The 21,701-nt window shown below is 36.7% G+C and carries 20 protein-coding genes; 2 read left to right on the top strand and 18 right to left on the bottom strand.

The window, feature by feature from the left end; all coding sequences use genetic code 11:
* Nucleotides 1–262 precede the first annotated feature (262 nt).
* The 11 genes from DKG80_RS17085 to DKG80_RS17035 form a co-directional block, all read right to left on the bottom strand.
* Nucleotides 263–1,828 carry a hypothetical protein gene (locus tag DKG80_RS17085; RefSeq protein ID WP_162555942.1) on the bottom strand — a complete coding sequence of 522 codons (1,566 nt, stop codon included), beginning with the start codon at nt 1,826–1,828 and terminating at the stop codon, nt 263–265.
* An 11-nt stretch (nt 1,829–1,839) separates the two neighbouring features.
* Nucleotides 1,840–4,677, bottom strand: a complete 2,838-nt coding sequence (locus DKG80_RS17080; protein WP_245907032.1) for a TonB-dependent receptor — start codon at nt 4,675–4,677, stop codon at nt 1,840–1,842.
* A gap of 135 nt (nt 4,678–4,812) precedes the next feature.
* Complete coding sequence (gldC, locus tag DKG80_RS17075; RefSeq protein WP_109832584.1) at nt 4,813–5,139, bottom strand: gliding motility protein GldC; 327 nt, start codon at nt 5,137–5,139, stop codon at nt 4,813–4,815.
* On the bottom strand, nt 5,120–6,082 hold the full coding sequence (locus DKG80_RS17070) for a bifunctional riboflavin kinase/FAD synthetase (RefSeq protein ID WP_109832583.1): 963 nt from the start codon (nt 6,080–6,082) through the stop codon (nt 5,120–5,122). The genes gldC and DKG80_RS17070 overlap by 20 nt, the downstream gene beginning before the upstream one ends.
* Nucleotides 6,083–6,168: 86 nt before the next feature.
* On the bottom strand, nt 6,169–6,849 hold the full coding sequence (gene truB / locus DKG80_RS17065) for a tRNA pseudouridine(55) synthase TruB (RefSeq protein ID WP_109832596.1): 681 nt from the start codon (nt 6,847–6,849) through the stop codon (nt 6,169–6,171).
* Between the two features lie 5 nt (nt 6,850–6,854).
* Nucleotides 6,855–7,652, bottom strand: a complete 798-nt coding sequence (locus tag DKG80_RS17060) for an undecaprenyl-diphosphate phosphatase (RefSeq protein WP_109832582.1) — start codon at nt 7,650–7,652, stop codon at nt 6,855–6,857.
* Nucleotides 7,649–7,861: a DUF3098 domain-containing protein gene (locus tag DKG80_RS17055; protein ID WP_109832595.1), complete on the bottom strand. Its 213-nt coding sequence runs from the start codon at nt 7,859–7,861 to the stop codon at nt 7,649–7,651. Before DKG80_RS17055 ends, DKG80_RS17060 begins: the two co-directional genes overlap by 4 nt.
* A 4-nt stretch (nt 7,862–7,865) precedes the next feature.
* Nucleotides 7,866–8,759: a cell division protein FtsX gene (locus DKG80_RS17050; RefSeq protein ID WP_109832581.1), complete on the bottom strand. Its 894-nt coding sequence runs from the start codon at nt 8,757–8,759 to the stop codon at nt 7,866–7,868.
* A 167-nt stretch (nt 8,760–8,926) separates the two neighbouring features.
* On the bottom strand, nt 8,927–9,853 hold the full coding sequence (locus DKG80_RS17045) for a hypothetical protein (RefSeq protein WP_109832580.1): 927 nt from the start codon (nt 9,851–9,853) through the stop codon (nt 8,927–8,929).
* 1 nt (nt 9,854) lies between these two features.
* The gene (locus DKG80_RS17040) at nt 9,855–10,394 is read right to left on the bottom strand and encodes an RNA polymerase sigma factor (RefSeq protein WP_109832579.1); all 540 of its coding nucleotides are present in this window, start codon (nt 10,392–10,394) and stop codon (nt 9,855–9,857) included.
* A gap of 244 nt (nt 10,395–10,638) precedes the next feature.
* Nucleotides 10,639–11,064, bottom strand: a complete 426-nt coding sequence (locus tag DKG80_RS17035) for a DUF2147 domain-containing protein (protein WP_109832578.1) — start codon at nt 11,062–11,064, stop codon at nt 10,639–10,641.
* 228 nt (nt 11,065–11,292) lie between these two features.
* Here DKG80_RS17035 and gap point away from each other — a divergent pair, with 228 nt between their 5' ends.
* Complete coding sequence (gene gap / locus DKG80_RS17030; protein ID WP_109832577.1) at nt 11,293–12,279, top strand: type I glyceraldehyde-3-phosphate dehydrogenase; 987 nt, start codon at nt 11,293–11,295, stop codon at nt 12,277–12,279.
* A 461-nt stretch (nt 12,280–12,740) separates the two neighbouring features.
* Nucleotides 12,741–13,874 (top strand): PAS domain-containing protein, encoded by a 1,134-nt coding sequence (locus DKG80_RS17025; protein ID WP_109832576.1) that lies wholly within the window; start codon nt 12,741–12,743, stop codon nt 13,872–13,874.
* A 98-nt stretch (nt 13,875–13,972) separates the two neighbouring features.
* Here the strand turns inward: DKG80_RS17025 and DKG80_RS17020 are convergent, their stop codons facing one another.
* The 7 genes from DKG80_RS17020 to DKG80_RS16990 all read right to left on the bottom strand — a co-directional run bounded on the left by DKG80_RS17020 (nt 13,973) and on the right by DKG80_RS16990 (nt 21,636).
* On the bottom strand, nt 13,973–14,383 hold the full coding sequence (locus DKG80_RS17020) for an OsmC family protein (RefSeq protein ID WP_245907030.1): 411 nt from the start codon (nt 14,381–14,383) through the stop codon (nt 13,973–13,975).
* Nucleotides 14,384–14,451: 68 nt separating this feature from the next.
* Nucleotides 14,452–15,378, bottom strand: coding sequence for an isoaspartyl peptidase/L-asparaginase family protein (locus tag DKG80_RS17015; RefSeq protein ID WP_109832574.1), 927 nt, complete (start codon nt 15,376–15,378; stop codon nt 14,452–14,454).
* Nucleotides 15,378–16,430 (bottom strand): hypothetical protein, encoded by a 1,053-nt coding sequence (locus tag DKG80_RS17010; RefSeq protein WP_109832594.1) that lies wholly within the window; start codon nt 16,428–16,430, stop codon nt 15,378–15,380. The genes DKG80_RS17015 and DKG80_RS17010 overlap by 1 nt, the downstream gene beginning before the upstream one ends.
* Before the next feature lie 91 nt (nt 16,431–16,521).
* Nucleotides 16,522–18,234 carry a sensor histidine kinase gene (locus DKG80_RS17005; RefSeq protein ID WP_162555941.1) on the bottom strand — a complete coding sequence of 571 codons (1,713 nt, stop codon included), beginning with the start codon at nt 18,232–18,234 and terminating at the stop codon, nt 16,522–16,524.
* A gap of 236 nt (nt 18,235–18,470) precedes the next feature.
* On the bottom strand, nt 18,471–19,778 hold the full coding sequence (locus DKG80_RS17000; RefSeq protein WP_109832572.1) for an ABC transporter permease: 1,308 nt from the start codon (nt 19,776–19,778) through the stop codon (nt 18,471–18,473).
* Nucleotides 19,771–20,682 carry an ABC transporter ATP-binding protein gene (locus DKG80_RS16995; protein ID WP_109832571.1) on the bottom strand — a complete coding sequence of 304 codons (912 nt, stop codon included), beginning with the start codon at nt 20,680–20,682 and terminating at the stop codon, nt 19,771–19,773. The genes DKG80_RS17000 and DKG80_RS16995 overlap by 8 nt, the downstream gene beginning before the upstream one ends.
* Before the next feature lie 63 nt (nt 20,683–20,745).
* Complete coding sequence (locus tag DKG80_RS16990) at nt 20,746–21,636, bottom strand: DUF4097 family beta strand repeat-containing protein (RefSeq protein WP_109832570.1); 891 nt, start codon at nt 21,634–21,636, stop codon at nt 20,746–20,748.
* Nucleotides 21,637–21,701 lie beyond the last annotated feature (65 nt).

Genomic DNA, 21,701 nt, shown 5'->3' with positions numbered 1-21,701 from the left:
ACGCTAAGCACCCACAGTTGTTGCCGTAGAGCACGTAGAAAAAATTTTTCTCTAATAGAAAACAGCTTAGATCATCAGTTATTTAGGTAATCTATGCATTGGTGTGAAGAGACTTTCAGAAAAAAAAACCTGATATACTTCACGAGCATATCAGGTTCAAATGATAGAGCATCTTTAATCACAGGGCGATAGCCTTTTGGGTTTAATTCCCCTATCCTTGGGTCGGGGAGCTTCATTATGCCCAACCAAATATTTCTATTCTTTACAATTTAACTGGAGACGAGGCATAGTCTAATGGGTTTACTTTTGGAAGATCTGCATTCCATTTTGACTCCATTGCTTTCATTATCTCATTGGCTAAAATCGCGCTTCCTCGAGCGTTTATATGGATAGCGTCATTGGAAAACATTCCTGTAGGTAGAAAATCATAGGTCACCGTGATACCATCGACATCATATCCTCCTGCTACGGCTATTCCTAAAAGTAGAGTCTCTACATCGTACAGAATCAAGCGATCTGAATTAGCATCTACTACACTTTTAATATGTGCATTGATCGCTCCCCTGGTGGTCTCTATAGCTACTTTTTCTGCTCCTGTTAAAACCAAAGAGTCTGGAAGTGGATAAGATAGACCTGTTAAAATAGTTTCTGGTAGACCTGTAGGAGTCGTGTTGATAATAGTAGAGGCTGTCAATAATACTGTCTCAGATTGAGTAGCATCTCCATCAACTCCAGCTATATGACGTACTAATCTATACGGCTCCAATTGTGCTCTTTCTTGCGATGTCATTTGGGACGCCAATACTAACTTATCCCATTCTGGACCAAAATCAGTGAGCGTACTATCCACAATCATAAATCCGTTTTTCCCTGGAGAATAAGATATTTTTCTTGCGTCAGCTTCCTGTTGTACTATTAATCCTGCCACTACTAGTCCTTGAACTGCATTATTATAGCCTTCTAGTCCAGTATTCAATGCATCTGCATTTGCTTGATCTAATTCTAGGTCGTTCCATTGCACTGCTTGAAAAAATGGAAGAGCCAATACACTTGGAACATTTATTACTACACCTTTTGCTGCACTACTAGCTATGACGTTTGCAACTATACCTGAAAATGAGGCGTTGAAAGCGCCATTGGGATCTAGATCTGAACCTGTTCCTCCGCTGGTAGCATATCCTAAGACCTCATTTCCTCCGAACCATAGTGTCATGAATGTAGGAGCTTTTGCTAATGCATCACCTATAGGAGTGGATACTCCTGGAGTAGAAGCCATTCTTGCATAAAACCCATTGTATAAAGGATTAAGGTCAGAGTCAGGCCCTCCAGTCGCTGCTTGTACAAAGTTCAATGCTATCGCTCCCGGAATACCGTAGTTATTTAAAGTAGACTTGTCTCCGTCAAAAGTACCTATAGATTCTCCAGCATCATTGACGAGTCCAGCTGCAGCTACATCTAACAGTAACCTTCCTTCTGGGCAGCCTTCATCTTCATCTTGACATCCTGTTATAGACTTTACGGTAGGAACATTAAAGTCTCCTCCTCCGACTCCTTCTGCTTTGAACTGCTGAGCCAATATCACTGGGAAAGAATTGTTTTGACTGGCTACATATATGGAATTGTCCATGACTCCAGCGGTAATAGAGGCTCCTAGTGAAACATATGTACTCAAGTCCAATTCTCCTGAGTCTCCTGTAGGAGCAGTCACTTCCGTTTCGTTAGGGTTATTTTGATCTATTTCTTCCTGAACTAGGCTATCGTAATCATCACAGCTCAATACCACCAACGACATCAAGCCTACACCTATATATTTTCTTAGATTTTTCATTTTTGATATCATTAGTTTAAGAATTCGTCAAACGTGATCGACACATAATACAGAGCTCCCATATTTGGATTACCAAAACCAGTGGTGTATCTCTTATTGAGTACATTGCTACCGCCTAGTTTAACGATCGACTTAATATTTGAAAGCTTATAACTAATCTGAGCATCTAATGTCCCAAACTCAGGAATAACTCCATTTCCGTAGGATGATTCCCAGTAGAATGCTTGTTGCCATCTCCAAGTCAAATTGAAACCTAGATTATCTACTACCTCTCTATTACTCAATGAGACATTGAATTTGTACTTCGGTGTATTGTACTGAGCTCTGAACCCTTGGCTTTCGAGGTCTTTGGCATCTAGAAGATTGTCATAAGAGACATTACCTCCGACTCTATATCCTCCTGTCAAGAAATAGGCAGCTTCAATACCCCAGCCATGGGATTCTACTGTACCATCAGCATTGACATCAAAGCCAAATTCTTGTAAAGCTGTTCCTGTTGGTAGATTGCCGCTTGCTATATCAGACTTGCCTTCATCTGAGCTTGCATCAAAATTCTCAGGTGTGTTGTAACCATTTTCTCTTATACTAGCTTCTGATTGTGCAGGGTCAACTGATACAACTTGCTGAAACAAAATTTCTCCGATAAAGTCTTGATAAAAACTATGGTAGTAATATCCATCTAACATCAACTTGTTATCTAAATATAGTCCTCTATATCCCAATTCAAATGTGTTGACCTTCTCTGTCGTAAGTCCTTTGGCGATTTTATCAGATGTCTCTAATAGCGACGCGTCATTGTTTGCTTGAGCAGCTACTATACTAGCTGTAGAATAAACCAAAGACTGAGAATTTAAAAAGCCATATCTATCGATTAGCAACTGGTTACTACCTACTAGTCTTCTCACTGCTACGTCTAAGTCAATGAACTGATCTTGTGCTGTTGGGATTCTGAACCCTCTTTGGAATGACCCTCTAAAATTATGATCCTTAGCTACCGTTCCTACTACTGATACTCTTGGAGAAAACTGCCCATCAAAATTATCATTCTTGTCATATCTTCCTGATGCTTGAACTTTCAGTCGATCGTCTAAAAATCTTTTAGTGACCTGAACATATCCTCCATACTCATTATAAGATTGTTCATCTCCATTATCCTCCAATGCGAATAGCGTACCTTCAGAATTTAGATTGTATCTTCTAAAATTGGCTCCCACTTGAACCTCTGCCCAATCAACCAAATCCGAAAAACTATATCCCCCTTCTGCGTGAATTAGGTTAGAGTTATCCTTGAATTTTGAACCGCCATCTTTAATGGATAGACTATTCAATGAGTCAAACTTCTGTTGAAATACTGCGGTTCCTGGTGCATAAGCTTCTTGTCTTCCATCTGCATAGGCTCTAGCTTGTGCATGAGCAGCTTCATAACTTAAACCATTGTCTCTGCCTGCTTGAAAAGCACCTACATAGTCTGGAACATAGTTTTCGACGTTAATCAATGATGCAACTGTATTGGCTGCGTAAGAATCTCCTGAAGCTTCTTGAGTCATATAAGCACGACCATAATAATTTGTCCCTTTTACTTCAAGTTTTCCTGTCCATATAGAGAACCCATCCAAAACGAATCTGTCATTGGCTGTATATACTGTAGAACCATTACCCCAGTTAAATTGACCGATGACTTCCATGTCATCATTGACTCGGTAATGCAACGCTCCACCTAGCTTCACACTTGATATGGTATTATCCACAAATGAGCTTTCAGTAAATCCTGTTGGAGAGAATTGGCCTCTTGATCCATAGTGACCTAATGATTCTAAACCAATGGTAGGATCACCATATACATTGACTCCCTCATAAGCGCGGTTGCTTTCTCTATTTCTACCCTGAGTCTCGACCACATAGCCCTGTCCATCTCCTCTATTCGGCCAAACTGAACTTTTATCTCTTTCATCAACTCCTCTGAAATCCTGTGCTGTCAAATATGAGGCTGTTACTTTGACTGCCAATTTGTTATTAAAAGCCTTAGCGTATCTGATTCCGTAATCCTGATATAATGCAGGGTCATCATCTTCACCATCCACATGATTGACTCCCAGTTTGGTGTATGCACTTAAACCTTGATAATCAAATGGGCTTTTTGATCTCATGACCAATGCTCCATTTAGGGCATTGGGACCATACAGCGCAGAAGAGGCTCCAGGTAGAAGTTCTGCACTTTCTAGATCTAGATCGTTGATACCGACAATATTCCCTACCGCAAAGTTGAGACCAGGGGCAACATTGTCTATTCCGTCTATGGTCTGTACCAACCTTACGTTACCATTTGCACCAAACCCACGAATGTTAATAGACTTGAAGGTCATACTCTGCGCACTAAGGTCTACACCTTTAAAGTTTTGCATAGCATCATAGAAACTTGGAGCAGCTGTCTCCCTTATGGATAGGACATCCATTTTTTCTACAGAAACGGGGGACTCCATCACAGATTCTTCAAATTTGGATGCTGAAACTACCACTTCCTGTCCCATAATCGCACTCTCTTCCATCATCACTTCTAGACCTTGAATATTGGCCTGATTGACATCTAATTCTACAGTAGTATAACCTACCATAGAGAATACCAATGTCAAAGGAGGGGCGGAAGAAATATCAAGACTGAAATTACCTTGTGTATCGGATATCGTTCCGATTACTTTTCCCTTGACTAGGATACTTACTCCCAATAAAGGTGCGTTAGATTGGCCATCGACTACACTACCAGAAATGCTTGTCTGAGCGACGGCACTATAGCCCAACATCACCAAGCATAAAATACTCAGAGCGAACTGCTTAGTTAATCGTATCATCATATAGTTTGAATTAATAGAATTAAACGACCTGTGACTTTTAGGCCGTATTAGTTTTTATTAAAGTATTAGAAATTAATAAAAAAAAGGCTTAAAGTAGTACTTCAAGCCTTTTTTATCCTAGAATAAATAGTATTCTTATTGTTTTTTCAGATACTCAACAAATTTCTCACACATGTTGGCAATTTCTGTAGACATAAATTCGTCACCCGTGGCATTCAAAAGTGTATTAGATGCAGTCCCCAAGAGATTAACATAAAATTTCTTCATCTCTACTACATCCATTTCTTTGATCCAAAGATCAAGATTCAACGCCTCAGATTTTTCACCATCCCAAAATGATAAAGAAATCGCCTTGGCTTCCATCTCCTTACCTCCTTGATTGTCCTCGGCTGACCATGTGATCTTTTCAGGTATATTTTGGTCGTCTAATTCAACCTCAACATTAATTTTTGATTTTCTCACCTTCCCTCTTTTTTTGGTTTTTCAAAATTTCTTTAGCTGAATCCAGATCATCCTTTAATTGAGCTTTTAATAACTCAACTCCCTCAAACTTCTTTTCATCTCTGATCCGCTTGATAAAGCTCACTTTAATTTCTTCATTATAAATATCTTGATCCATATCAAAAATATTCACTTCTATAGACCTACCTGCTCCTTCAATAGTCGGTCTTTCGCCAATATTCAACATGCCTTCCCACACCTGTCCAGCTACTTCAACATTGACTGCATACACACCATCTTTAGGAACAAGCTTATAGGTTTCCTTTATTTCAATATTGGCAGTTGGAAAACCTATACTTTTCCCAACCTTTTGACCTTCAACCACTTTACCTGTTAACGAATAATTTCGACCTAAATAGTGGTTAGCATGATCAACTGCTCCAAATAATAATGCCTCTCTTACCTTCGTAGAACTAACACCTACATGATCAATATCTTGACGCTTGATTTCTTCGACATTGAAACCATAGTTACCACTATTTTCTTTTAGATAATCAAATCCTCCAGTTCTGTTTTTACCAAATCGATGATCATACCCTATTACCAATTCTTTAGTCCCTATTTTGTCTACTAAGATCCCTTGAATAAACTCTTCGGATGATAATTGGGAAAATTCTTTAGTGAAATTGATCTGTATTAAATAATCGATTCCAACTTGCTCAAGTAACTGAGCTTTTTCATCAAAAGTGGAGAGAAGTTTCAAATCCGACTTCCCATCTGATAATACGAATCGTGGGTGTGGCCAAAAGGTAAGGACCACACTTTTGCCATTAGACTTCTTGGCATGTTCTACTACTTGTCTGAGAATCTTCTGATGACCAAAATGTACTCCATCAAAAGTGCCACTGGTCACTACAGCCCCTTCTATACTAGGAATATCCTCAATGCCATAAATGATCTTCATCTCTCTTTTAATCGTAGGGCAGTAGCCATTTGGGTTGATTCCTCACCTCTTGGTCTTGAGCTGAGGAACTTAATTTGGCCGCAAATCTAGTCGCTTTTCAATTTCGCTATGAATTCTTCTAGATTATATGCGTCGTCTATTTTATGTTCACCTATCGCAGTTCGTCTTAGCTCAGACATATATGCTCCACATCCCAGTTTTCTCCCTATATCTCTCACTAAGCTTCTTATATAAGTCCCTTTGGAGCAATCGATTTCAAACTTGACTTCTGGCAAGTTAATTTCCGTGATTTCAAACTTGTCTACTATGACAGGACGAGGGTCAAGTTTTACATCTTCTTTTCTACGAGCCATTTTATAGGCTCTCTGACCATCTACTTTAATAGCACTGTATTCAGGTGGGACTTGCATCTGCGGTCCAGACAGTTCTTGAGCGGCTTTTTTTATTTGTTCTAATGTGACTTGAGAATAATCTGATTCCGAATCAAACTCTGTTTCAAGATCTATAGAAGGAGTTGTTTTACCTAAGACTAATGTTCCAGTATAGGACTTAGGCTTACCTTGAAATTCATCAATTTTTTTAGTGGCCTTACCTGCACAAACTATGAGTAAACCTGTCGCTAATGGATCTAAAGTACCGGCATGTCCTACTTTTTTGATTCTGAGTGTACCGCGAACTTTTTTCACAACATCAAATGATGTCCACTCATAAGGCTTATCTAACAAAAAAACCTCTCCCTTCTCAAAATCTAAGGAATCTCTAGAAATGTCTATCACAATACCAACCCTAAAATGATAGCCAAAGCACCGACTAAACCACAGTAAACCGCAAAATAGATAAGCTTACCTTTCTTAACGATGCTAATCATCCATTGACAAGCTAATAACCCTGATATAAATGCGGCTACAAAACCGACTACCAAATTCATGACTGATAAGTTTTGAATCACTTCAGGTGCTTCTATGACATCTTTAGTCTTCAAAAGCATCGCTCCGAGAATCGGTGGAAGTACCATCAAAAAAGAAAACTTAGCAGCTTTTGCTTTATCTACTCCTAATATCAATGCTGTAGATATGGTCGCACCTGATCTCGATACTCCAGGTAAAATAGCTATGGTCTGGGCTATACCGATGATGAATGCTTTAAAAAAACTCACATCACCTTCATTCTTCTTACTATAATAAGTTATTGAAAGAAGCACAGCGGTAAACAACAAATTACATCCTACCAAGATGACTTTCCCTCCAAAAAATGCTTCTACTTGATCTTCAAAAAAAACGCCTACTACTCCAACTGGTATCATAGACACTACGATCATAGTGGCATATTGCCATGATTCGTTCCACTTGAATTCTAATAAACCCTTGAAAATATCTCCAATGTCCTTTCTGAAAACTATTATCGTACTGAGGGCTGTTGCGCCATGCAATAGAATAGCAAATAATAGATTGTCTTCAGACTGAATACCAAGCAGGACAGAACCTAATTCTAGGTGACCGCTACTGCTGACTGGTAAGAATTCCGTAAGTCCTTGTATGATTCCAAGGATCAAGGCTTCTATAAAACTCATCTAGATTTCGGCTTGAGAAGTATCGCAAAGAATTCAATAATAAACCCTATCATAACTACGATTGGTCCCAAGGTCAATCCCATAAACCCAAAACCGTAGTCATCACTATCCAATGTCATAATAAAAAAGCCTACTATAATAGTAACTACACCTGCTATCATAAGCATATAGTTCGTTTTGCCAAAGGCCAATTTTTCTTTGTCGTTCATATCATTAATATAATTCATCAAGAGACATCTTCATATACTTTTTCATTGCCGCAAAAGTACTGAAGAATCCAACCATTGCACCAATAACTAGCAAGGTAGCACTTAGAATGCCTAATTGCTCTAATTTAACTAAGCTTAACAGTCCTTCGATTTGTGCATCGGCATAGTGGATTACCCCGGCTAACAGAACTATTGAAATAAATCCAGCAATTAATCCAAAACCTATTGCTCTATTTAAAAATGGACTGCGAATAAACCTAGCAGTAGCACCTACAAGCTGCATACTCCTAATTAAGAACCTCTGTGAAAAGAGTGCTAATTTGATAGTATTATGAATCAAAATCACAACAATCAACAGGAGTAAAATGGCAAAACCAACGAGCACAAGACCAATCTTTTGCACATTTTTATTGATACTATTAATCAAGGTCTGCATATACGATACTTCATATACACCTCGAATGAACTGTATCTCTTTTTTTATTTCTGACAAATTTTCTTCCTGATGAAATTCAGGACTTATCTTAACTGTAACTACATCTCGAAGAGGGTTATCTCCCAAGAAAGCCACAAAATCTTCACCTGTCTCTTTTGCAAATTGCTTGGCTGCTTGCTCTTTGGTGATGAGTTGTACTTGAGCTTCTCCGTCTTTTCTGACTACATAATCTTTAACGGAAAGTGTTTTTATAATTTTCGTCCTTTCGTTTGTACTCAGATTCTTATTGAGAAATACTTGAACCTCGACATTCTCCTGAATAATCTTTGACAAGTTGTTGGTTAGAAGTAGGAGTATACCAAATAGTCCCATGACGAAAAGAGCTAAAGTCACACTGAACACCACGCTAACGAATGGATAACTACCTAGCTTTTTCTTTTTGATTCTCTTCTCTCTGGACATGATTTGTCAAAAGTAGTTGTTAATGGTTTAATTATGAAAATAGCGAATAGCTATTCCCCTTCCATCTAATAGACAAAAAATTTTTAGTACTAGACCTTTTTAGAAAAATTCCTCTAACAGCAAAAAGGCTTGCTAGAAACAAGTCTTTTTAATTCTTTTAATTTTCCTTAGTTATTGTAATTGGATTTGAGCAAATCGAGCCTTTGAATCATATGGGTATCATTGATTCTGGAAAGTTTAGTAATGTCTGTAGCTCCTTTCCTCAAATGAAAAAAGTCTCCATTATAATAGAAGTAAATCTTCTTGTCATAGCGCCCGTTTACTTCTATAATCTCATATGGTGACTCATCAAATTTACCATATAGAAAAAGTCTGTTGTCTTCAATTCTATAGTGAAAATGGTACTTTCTTGAATTTACTTGATTGATACTAATTTTTTCAGGAACTGTAACTACTGTTTCTGTCTCTACTTTCTCTGTTGATTCTATTCCTAGATTAGGTGCATTAAAATCTTCTTCTTGCTCAGTTTCCATGTTTGGAATCTCAAATACTAAAGCTTGAGGTGCATCTATCTGATTCAGCACTTCTTTTTCTTCTTTAGTGGGAACATTCTTTATATCAACAGCCATCGATGCAATAGCTGAATACTCAATATCATTCTTGACAGGAGAAGGGTTATAGACAAAGTCTATTTTTTCTTTGAAGTCTATATTGATATTACTAGCTGTCAAGTACTCCATCTTTCCTTCAACAGCTTTCAGATGGATATTAGTTGCAGCCTTTGTATTATAAAATAAATATGTTCCGGTAACAAGCGTTAAAGATGTCAAGCCATAAATAACTGGCTTAACTAAACTACTTTGAAGAAAAGCCCCTATAAGTGTAGGCTCAACAGATATGTTGCTCAATCTAGTCTTGAGTTCCGACTTACGTCGCGACTTTAAGCTCTCAATGATATCCATTTGATAATCAAACTCTGCTTTGAGAATAGGATTGCTCTCCACATGCCCTTCGAAGACAAGTCTGTCTGCACCCTTCATTTCTCCACTAATGTAGGCTTCTAACTGTTCGTTGAATTGGCTCCTTATAGACATATCAATCTAAAAAATCACTCGAAGTGTATGTTCGTTTGATCATCATATCAAGCTTCTTTTTACACTTATATTTTTTTGTTTTAGCAGTATCTGCATTGGCAAAACCTAATTTTTCGGCGATATCTGGCATCGACAGTCCATCGAAATAATGATAGGTCAAAATCTTTCTGCATACATCTCCTAATTGATCTATACATTCATGAATTATTTTGACTTTTTCATTTCTTTCAAAATCCTGAAAAGTCACTTCCTCCACCATCTCACCAGAGTTTCTGGTTTTACGATCTAATTCTTTTCTCCAGAGATTTAAACAAATACTATAGAGATAAGTAGAGATTTTGGAGGTCAACACTAAATTTCCTGAAATGGCCTTTTGCCAAAAAACTAACAAAGCATCCTGATAAACGTCCTTAGCTTCGTCTTCAGTCCCGTTATTGTTTAGTACAATACGAGTCATCATCCGATAATGCTTAGTGTACAAGTAGTCAAGTGCACTTTCGTCTCCTCTACTTACTTTTTCTAGTATTTCGTGATCCTTCATTAATTAAAAAGCTCTCGCTTTGATTTTAAATACATCAAAATAATAAAATGTAACCTCTTTCCTTAAAGATTTTCTATGAACATACTGATAATGAGCTACCAATAAACGAATTTCTTTAGATAAATAAAGAACCAAACCATTACAAAAACCTTTCTTGAGATAAAAATGAAATACTAGTTTGGGTAAACTCTAGAAAAACAGCGAGCATTCTCAATACTCTATATTAAGTACAATCATTTCTGTGCTATTCTTTTACAGCTTTCCATCTCTGAGTCCTGTAGAAAAACGCAACATACCCTCTTAGCATTAAGTCTCCGTCTTCCATCCAAAGTTTACAGTTATATTCTGTGCCGTTCTCGGGGTCAAGAATTTTACCATTAACGTATTCATTGCCTTTCAAGACACACCCACGGAGGATTTCCATTCCTAAAACAGGTTTCTTGTATCTATCATCGTCTTCGTCACATTCTTTACAAATTGGGTTTGGTTCAGTTGGTTCAAGGATTTCGGCAACTTTACCATAGAACTTTTCCCCTTTTTTATAGATTTCAATAATGGATTTAGCTTTTCCAGTGTTATCATCTATAGTTTTCCAACTTCCGACTATGTCTTGAGCCATCATAAATTGGCATGAAAATGTCAAAATAAGACCTAACAATACTCTCTTCATAAAACTTGACTTTTGAAAAAATAACAAATTGACCAATTGTAAATGCAAAAAAGATACATCTAGCGCCTATGCATAGACAACTGTTGCGAAACTGCTAAAAATAGACAAAAAACATGACCTAAGTCGTCTCAAATGCCTGATCTTGTTTGGTATTCAATAGTTTGTTTTAGCGGTGTAGAATGTTAGTTTTGCTGCAAAATTTAAGAAACAAATTAAAGATTAAATCTAATGATCAAAGTTGCTATCAACGGTTTTGGGCGTATCGGTAGATTGGCGTTCCAAGCACTATTGAAAAAAGAGAATGTTGAGGTTGTTGCAATCAACGACTTGACTGACACTAAGACGCTTGCGCATTTGTTGAAGTATGACTCTACCCAAGGTAAATTTGACGGAACTGTAGAGGCTGCTGAAGATGGTATCGTAGTAAACGGAAAAAAAATCGGTATTACTGCTGAAATGGATCCTGCAAACCTACCATGGGGTAAATTAGGTATCGATGTTGTTTTAGAGTCTACTGGTAGATTCGTAAATGAAGAAGGTGCTGGTAAACACTTGACAGCTGGTGCTAAAAAGGTTGTTATTTCTGCTCCTGCAAAAGGTGATATCCCTACTGTAGTATTAGGTGTAAATGAAGATATCTTGACTGGAGATGAGACTATCATGTCAAACGCTTCTTGTACGACTAACTGTCTAGCTCCGATCGCTAAGGTTCTTCATGACAACTTCGGTCTTGAGCAAGGATATATCACTACTATTCACGCTTATACTGCTGACCAAAGACTACAAGATGCTCCTCATGCTGATTTGAGAAGATCAAGAGCTGCAGCTATCAATATGGTTCCTACTTCTACTGGTGCTGCTAAAGCTGTAGGGTTAGTTCTTCCTGAATTGAAAGGTAAATTGGATGGTAACTCAATGAGAGTTCCAACTCCTACTGGTTCTATTACTGACTTGGTTGCTACGTTGAAAAAAGAGGTAACTGTAGAAGAAGTAAATGCTGCTATGAAAGCTGCTGCTGAAGGACCAATGAAGGGTATTTTGAAATACACTGAAGATCCAATCGTTTCTAGCGATATTGTTGGAGATTCTCACTCTTCTATTTTCGATGCAGGTATCACTTCTACTAATGGTAAAATGGTAAAAATTGCTTCTTGGTACGATAATGAAGCTGGATACTCTAATAGAGCTGCTGATTTGATTGCTAAAATCGGATAATTCTCTCTTAGAATTTAAAATAACACAAAGCCTTGATTCTAAATCGAATCAAGGCTTTCTTATTTTAGATCGACTTTCAAATAATAACCATTATGCAATTGGTTATTATTGATCATTTCATAAAGATTCTTGTTCCTAGAATTCATTTCTATTGATACACTAAAAAAGAATCTAGATAGTTATTAAAAGTGACACTTGCTCAAATAAAAACCTTGGCGTAACGATCAAGAAGCAAAATTGTCAAACCAATAAGCACTAGTATTAGACTTTGCTTAACGAAAGTATCTACTATTTTTGCAATCCTCCTGAAATAAAATTTGTCGTAGATAGTTTTTACAAAATATACTTTGATAGCCAAGATTTAAATCCATTATTCTTTGGCATAAGATTTTTGAAACTCTGTCTCCCTATCAACTGCCCTATCCCAACAGAGATTTTTAGCTAATTCATAATTTAGTGATATGTCAAACAGCTTGAGGAAATTAAGAAACAAATGGCTGAATCAGACATTAATCATGATTTTGATTCTTTCATGTGTAGCTCAGGTTTTTCACCTCATAAGAGCCATTGAACAAAATGATTTTCTGCTTTTTGGAATTCAAATATTCGTTATTTCCTTATTGTTTTTAGTTACAATTCGAAGGAAAAAGATTCCTCTTGAATATAAGTTCTGGATGTTGCTAATTGTTTCATCTATTATGGTTTTCATAGGCTTATTTAAGTTCGGGTTCTTCTCTGCTGCCAAAGTCTGTGTACCACTTTTACCTATCTATTTTTCATTTATTATATCTTATCGAAAAGCTCTAATCATATTGACTGTCTATATATTAGTTTTTATGGCAGCAGGTACACTTTATGATCTAGGCTGGATACAATATAGCTTTGACACAAATGCTTATGCTAGTAATTGGTCTATATGGGTACTAGAGGCTTCAGTTATAGTATTGATGTCTTGTGGAATACTATACTTCTCCTATTCATATGGAAACTTTATTGATTCAAATCACATTAAGCTTCAAACGCAACACAATGAATTAATAAATAGTGGTGTAAAATTTAAAGTCCTTTTTGAAAATGCTTTTGAAGCTATAGCAGTATTTGACGATGAAAAAATAGTTGACTGCAACCTCAAAATGTGTGAATACTATGGGTATACAAAAGATAAACTGATTGGTCAAAAGCATAACTTTCTCATTTCATATCTCAGTGATGAAGGAGCCTACTTTATAGAAAAAGTTGAGAGTATGTTCAAAAACAACATTGATGAAGCACAGCAGTTTGAATGTAAGCATAAGCATCAATCTGAGAAATTATTTGATGTATCTGTCTCATTGAATATGATAAGTCTAAAAGACAAAAGACTGATGCAAGTAGTGATACGAGATATTACGGAAAGAAAAAAAGTAGAAAAAGAATTGGCTCTATATAGGGAGGATCTTGAGAAATTGGTAAAATCTAGAACCGACGAGCTAACTATTCTCAATGAAGGACTACGTTCAATTAGTCTTGATTTAGCCAACAAGTCCAAAACTATGGAAAAGGAAAATTCCGAATTGCTATCAAAAATTAATGCCCTAAAAAAAGGAGAGGTCTAGCTCAAGTTTTGATCAGCTGTATCCATATCAAACCAATATTAAGAGCATCTAGAGGTTATCTAAATGCTCTAATACTAATTATTTTTTGCTATACTATATTACTCAGCAATAAGTTCAAAACCATGAGTAAGCTCAATTTCTGGATCAAGCGATGATGCAACACTGCAGTAGCTACTTACTGCCAAATCAATTATTCTTTCCGCTTCTTTTTCAGTTAAATCAGGAGAAGTGATAATATACTTCACATGAATCTTGGTGAATTTTTTTGGATGAGTATCTGCTCTTTCAGCTGTAGTTTCAGCCTTCATATCTACGAAAGTTTTTCTACGCTTTTTGATCATCTGAACCATATCAACAGCTGCACAAGACGCTAGAGCAGATAGTACTAATTGCATAGGAGACTGTGCTTTCTTATCAGCAGGGTCATACATATCAATCGGTACAATATTTCCACTTTCATTGACGCCTTCAAACTCTTTATCGGCTTTATAATGCATTATTGATTTCATACGCTTCATATTTTAGGACGGCAAATATAGTTTCAATTTAACATCCTGAATGTTGACATCGATATACGCTAGAAGATACTTGCAAGTTCGGTACCATCAGACAATTTAACTCCTCTATACATTCCTTTTGTATTGAAGGGAAGAACCACCTTTCCTGTTTGGTCTATTCCTATCAAGCCTCCTCGCCCACCTAATTTCACTAACTTTTCATGAATAACATAGTTAGTAGCTTCTTGAAGCGTTTCACCCAAATATTCCATTCTTGCAGACACGTCATACGCTACAACTCCTCTCATGTAATATTCACCATGTCCAGTACAAGAAATGGCACAAGTTTCATTATTAGCATATGTACCTAGTCCAATTAAGGGGCTATCTCCGATACGACCGTATTTTTTATTCGTCATTCCTCCTGTAGAAGTAGCTGCCGCAAGATTACCTCTTTTATCAAGAGCTACTGCTCCGACGGTACCAAACTTCCTATCAGCTCCTTCGTCATGATCCAGTGTTGTCTTGTCAGAAGTCAGAGCTCTTTGAAGCTGCTTGTATCTAAATTCATCATAAAAATACTCTGCATCTTTTATCTGTAATTCGTGTTTCTTAGCATACTCTAAGGCTTGATCTCCGCTCAATAGCACATGACGAGATTTGTGCATAATAATTTCAGCAAGCTTAACTGGATTTTTCACAAATTGCACAGCTGCTACCCCTCCAGCTCTGAGCTTTTTGCCATCCATTATTGCTGCATCCATTTCATTTTTGCCTTCATGAGTAAAAACCGAACCTTTGCCTGCATTGAACAAGTGACTATCTTCCAAAACTATAACTGCTTCAATAACTGCATCAGTAGCCTTTCCTCCTCTGCGCAAGACTTGATATCCAAGACTATATGCATGTTTCAAAGCTTCGTAATAAGCTTGAGTTTTCCATTTATTCATCTTGGCCTTGGAGATCGTCCCTGCCCCACCATGTATTGCTATGCCATATGGGTTCATTACTTACTTTTGCTTCGTTTTCGAGGAGTGGATAGAATCTTATATAGTTCTTTGACATCCATATCTAAGCTATTAAATACAGGTATGTCAGTATATTCACTTAGCTCTTTTATATGCAAAGGGGAGCTACTACACACTCCTGATATAGCATCGGGAACCAAATCAAATTTTCGCTTTAAAATTTCTAATCCTCCAATCGCTCCGAATGAATCTGCTGCACAAAAGATCAGTTTGTGAATACGCTTTCTAACTTCTTCTGACCTAAGCAGCATAGCTGTCTCTCTTTGATTGATCCCATCTGCAAACTCAACTACCCAGTATTTATCTTTATTATTGGCGTACTTAAGATCTAGTTTATTAAAAACATCTTCTACTTCTGATTCTTTCAACATATAAGTAGAAGGATATCCTAAAAAAGAAAAATCGGAGAAATACTCTGCACCAGCATCGTTCATACTCAATATATCTTTTAAACTCGCCGTACCTGTCACCTTCGAAGCTCTTACCTCTTTGTCGTATGTAGTGAGAGAGTAGACGCATGCAGTAGCAGCAGCGCTTTTTCCCGAATTCATAGCTGTTCCTATTGCCAAAATCATCTTTGCTCTTGGTGACTTCTTTTCGGTGACTTTTGGTTTAATAATGTTAAAATTCTTAGTGTTAAGAATATTTCCACTTTTGTCACATGCATACCCTAAGGGTTTGATTTTAGTAGGCGATATGACTTTACCACTTTTAGAAAGTACAGTTCCTATCACACCCGATCTTGCTAAAAGGTCTATTTCTACGTTTAGAGAATTTGGAATAAGCCCTTCATAATAATCAGGAGCATAACGATTACCTAAAACGAATACGGCTTTAGTCCCTGGATGAATTGTATGAATTCTCCCTTCTCCATTTTCTAATGAGTTGTGTTGACCAATACTCAATACTTCTCCATAAACAACATCACCAATTTCAGGTTTTTTGTCTAAATCAGTATAACCTTTAACTGCCTTTCGTGGAAGGGTATACGCTGCACTAGGGATACGGAATCCTTTATCTAATTTTTTCATTAATAATCCATTTCTATTGCTATGCAATATTCCCATTAGAAGGGACATTGGACTAGTTTCAATTTAAAGGATCGATTAAGGAATTTTTAAATTAAACTACTTCGATTGCTCTTAGTTTACAAACCTGTTTGATAGGTAATGAGATAATAAAAGTACTTCCTTCATTAAGTTTTGATGATACTTGAAGCTCGCCTCCATGCTTTCGGATAAAATCATATGCTAACATCAAGCCTAGTCCTGTACCTTTTTCACCTTGGGTGCCTTGAGAGCGTTTTTTCACTAGAGAAGTGAACAGAGTTGATTGTGCCTCTGGTTCTATTCCAATACCACTGTCTTTTACCATAATTTTGATATGGCTTGTTGAGATTTCACTGCCTACTTTTATAAAGCCACTTTCGCTCGTGAATTTGATAGCATTATCTAACAAGTTCCTCAAGACCAGATCAATCATGTTTCGATCAGCAGATATTTCTAAATCATCATCCAGCTCATTTAAAAATGATATTGACTTGTCAGTCAAACGCTGAGATTGTAAAGATTGAATACTGTTTACTAACGACTTTAAATTGACGCATTCAAATTTTGGAATTAAAGAATCTGTCTGTGTTTTAGCCCACATAAGTAGGTTGTCAAGCAAAACCGAAATAGCGTCAGCAGAAGCAAGAATATTACTGGAGAATGTCGAAACTTCCTCCTTCGTCATGGTATTCATACTTTCTGACAATATTTGAAGTGACATAGTTAGATTACTCATAGGTCCTCTAAGGTCATGGCCAATTATAGAAAAGAACTTATCTTTTACTTGATTCGATTCTTCTAAAGACTTTTGAGACGATTCGAGTAGATTATTAATCTTAATCAACTCTTCATTATGCCATATCATCTGAGTTGTTTGCCTCTCAAGTTCATCAAACTGATTCCGAATGGTATAGAGTAATTGAATATAAGAATGATAAAGAGATTTAGTCTCCTTGGTAGCATAATTGCTAGGTTTCCAATTTGGCTCCTTAAAATTTGTTAATTGAGCTTGCTGCATAGTGGCTGCCAAACTCTTAATCGACTTAGTTACAAATCCTGCACTGAAATATCCCAAGATGATACTGGCACTTATACCACAAAACACGAAAATGACGAAGTTCCTAATTAATGCGGTAATTAACCGATCAGTCTTTGCATTTACTAGTGTCGAAACATGTTGAAAGGAAGATGTAACTGCAAAAGAGGCCTCATTTAATTCCCAAATTGCACCATAGTTTTCATTTCCAATAGCTTGTTCAGTTTTAACTATCTCTTGAAAGGAAAGCTGATAATTCTCTAATAGGACGAACAACTCCTGTCCGTCTTTAGACTTTGACTTTTTAAACTTCTTCTTAAGCTTATCTGCTTTTTGATTCAGAAGGTTAACATAAGCTAAATCCTTTCTAAGTATGTAATCTTTTTCATGCCTTCTTAAGGTTAATAATTCACTCAACTCAAGTTCACTAGGGTGATTTTCAAGCTCATGTGCAAACCTTCGCATCTGACCTTCCAAACCAAAATCTTTAAAGCCTTTCATTCTATAAAGAGCTAAAAGTCTCTGCTGACATTGATTGTATCGATTGATTTGATTTATTATTCCTTCAATTTCTTTTTGTAATTCAAAGGCTCCAGCGATCTTCCCGGTATTTACCTCTTGTAATTCTTTAATTATAGCATCAAATTTTTTATTTCTAATAGCTACACGCTTATAACCATCTTTATTATAAAAAGCTGCTTTATTGACCTCATCTCTCCTAATCATTTGATCTTCATTGATCAAAGTCATCATTTTAGAGTTAGTCAGGAAAAAATTACTCTGCAGGTCTCGAATTTTTGATGCTTTGTGAAGAAAGTTGAAGGTAAGAGTAGATATAGTTAGGAGTATAAGAAAAAAGATAGCATGACTAAAAAGTATGCGGTTACCAAGAGTGTTCATACCATTGCTATTAAAAACGCAAATGTATGATCAATTTGTGGCTTTTTGATTATCAGCTTTTTACCTCTATGTTAAAAGCTTCAAATTCATTTATCTCGAATCCATAACCACTTCCACAATGTCCTATAATTTACTTTGGTACCATGAACAAAAATACCTATCCGATAGATTTTACTAGCGATCATGGCAGTACCTATAAACCCTACACATAGCGCAAGCATCGAGACTACAATATGCCAAAGCGGAACATCAAAAGGTAGTCGCATCATCATAACAACTGGTGAAGAAAATGGGATAATAGAAAGCCAAAATGCAAGTGAACCATTAGGCTCTTGAAGTATAGAGGTCATCATGATCACAGACAAGATTAATGGAGCAGTAATGGGAAGCATGAACTGCTGTGTATCGGCGTCACTATCTACTGCCGAACCGACTGCTGCGAAAAGAGACCCATAGAACAAATAGCCTCCAATAAAGTAAAACAAAAAACAACCTATCAAAAGCGGGAAATCGAAATTAGAGACTGTCATCAAAGATTGCTCTAATACCTCATAATCGGCATTAGGCACTTTGCTCTCTAACATCGCTTGCTCCACAGCTTTCTGATCAGAAGAGTTTAATAGAAATGACGAAACCCCATAGACCAATCCAAAAGATAATAATAACCAAATCAGAAATTGAGTCAACCCAACCGCAGCAACTCCGACAATTTTTCCAATCATTAGCTCAATGGGTTTGACAGAAGCAATAATCACTTCAATAATCCTACTGGTCTTTTCTTCAATCACACCACGCATAATTTGTGCTCCATAGAGAAAGATGAAAAAGTAAATTAGAAAAGATCCTATATACCCAGCAGCTGTAGTCGCCTCAGCGTTACTCTGACTTTCATCCCCTGCTTTATTAAGTCGAATGGTCTTAAGTTTAAGTTTTTTCTTGAGGTTTTTAATTACACCTTCAGAAACTCCTGATTCTTTTAGACGAATATTCTCTATTCTAGACTGTAGTTTCCAATTCAAAGCATTCACTATTGAAAGACCAGGGTTTTGATATGAATATAGTTTTATGGCTTTAACATCATACATTCCCATTTTAGGAATATGTAAAAGGCCAAAAGCTTCATTTACCTCCAAACTTGATTTTGCAGACAACAAGTCTTCCTCTATAAAGTCAAAGTACAAAGTCTTATTCCCTTCGAGTTGACCTTTAAACATTCCTGTTTCATCAATAACTTGAATAATTTTTTGATCATCCGTACTGGTACTTGCCATCCAAACTGGGACTATAAATAGCGCAGCAAATATGAATGGTCCCAATACACTCATAATAATAAAGGATTTCTTACGCACCCTTGACAAGTACTCCCTAACTATGATCAAACCTATCTTATTCATGAGAAGATGATTTTACAGTTTGAACGAAAATATCGTGAATAGATGGAATCTTTTCATTAAATGATGTGATCTCCAAATCAGTTACACTTTTTAACAAATCAGTTGTTGTGTAGCCATTTTTTAATCTAACATGAGCTTGATATCCTTCTTCCAATTTAGCGGTAGATATCAAGTCAAAACAATCGGGTGAGGAATTAATTTCTCCTGATAAGTAGTCAATCAAATAGCTTCTATCTCTGTGCTCGTCTTTGATATTTTTCTTGGCACCATTTAATACCAATGAAGATTTATTAATTAAAACTATATGATCGCACAATTCCTCAACCGCCTCCATTCTATGTGTAGAATAAACAATCGTAGTTCCTTTCTCCTTGATTTCTTGAAGCTCGTCTTTAATGAGATCAGCATTAACAGGGTCGAAACCTGAAAATGGCTCATCTAAAATCAAAAGGTCTGGTTCATGTGCCACTGTTGCTACAAACTGCACCTTCTGTTGCATTCCCTTAGATAGATCTTCTACTCTCTTATTGATCCATGTACGCATGTCCATTTTATCTAACCAATAATTAATTTTTTTAATGGCTTCAGATTTTGACAGCCCTTTTAGTCGAACGAGGTAAAGTAGGTGCTCAGCTACTTTCATCTTTTTATAAAGACCACGCTCTTCTGGTAGGTATCCAATTCGTCGTACATCTTCATGGGTCATTGGCTGACCTTTAAAAATCACCGTTCCTTGGTCCGCCAAGATAATTTGAGTAATTATTCTAATTAAAGTGGTTTTACCTGCACCATTGGGGCCTAATAGACCTAATACTGCATGTTCTGGTATTTCAAATGAAATATCATTCAACGCAATATGATCATCATATCTTTTAGATACGTTCTGAATTTGAAGTATGCTCAACTGTAATGAATAAGAGTAGTTTACAATCGTTAGTAACAGATCAAAACTAAATATTACAACTGGTTATTCTGGATATAGAAAGATGATATTTCCTAGTGCTACATCTAGGTCAAAGGTTACGAGATTATCTGCTCCTGAAGTATATGCCGAATTAACAAATACTCCTTTCTCTGATTCTTTAAAATCTTGCTCAAAGGAAATTTTACAAAGAGGACTTGTTTTAAAATTGACTTTGGCGGGTACACCTTTATCTGGCATTAAAACTTTCAACTTCCCTGCACCGATCATTGCTTTAATAGTACAATTGGAGACTGGAGCTTGACGCAAGTCCAAAACCACAGTCCCAAATCCGACATCGGTAGTGACATACTTGGCTCTTGCCGCATGCATTTGATCTATTACAACCGTACCCATATCAACACTGACTTGCAGAGTATCCATTTCACAGCGGTTTTTTCTATCCGTATCGTATGTCAATTTAACATCTGCACTTCCAGTCTCTAATTTTAATCTAGACACGGCTACGTTAGACAAATTAACATTGGCATCACCTACTCCATATTGAAGGTTGAGATCATAAATTTTATCATTAGTTAGATATACCTTCCAGTAATTTTCCTCTATGTCTTCGCTACCAAACATAGAATAAGATATAGCTTGGCTTAGGCCTTTTTTATTGTAATCTTCAAGTTCTAAGGATACAAGTTGAGACTTTCCTGATTGAATGGCTGAAAAGCTAGGATTAACGTCTGAGAAGTCAGGATTACCATAGATGGTAAGTGGGTCGTCGTGATGAGATGGCTTGATAAAACAGGTGCCTGAGGTAGCCTTGAGCGAAAACCTCACTGTGTCATATGAAGTATCGTCTTTGACAGCGTAAAATTTTTTAAGCTGACAACTTCCTTCTAACCAATAACAACAGACCAACAACGTGGTCAACAAAATCCTGTTCATGTGCTAACCTTACGGTAATACCTTCAATGAAGTTTGAAACAAAGTCGAAAATATAGCTATTCGGT

The sequence above is a fragment of the Reichenbachiella versicolor genome (assembly GCF_003171675.1).
Classification (GTDB): Bacteria; Bacteroidota; Bacteroidia; order Cytophagales; family Cyclobacteriaceae; genus Reichenbachiella; species Reichenbachiella versicolor.
This window is presented reverse-complemented; position numbering and strand designations above follow the sequence as displayed.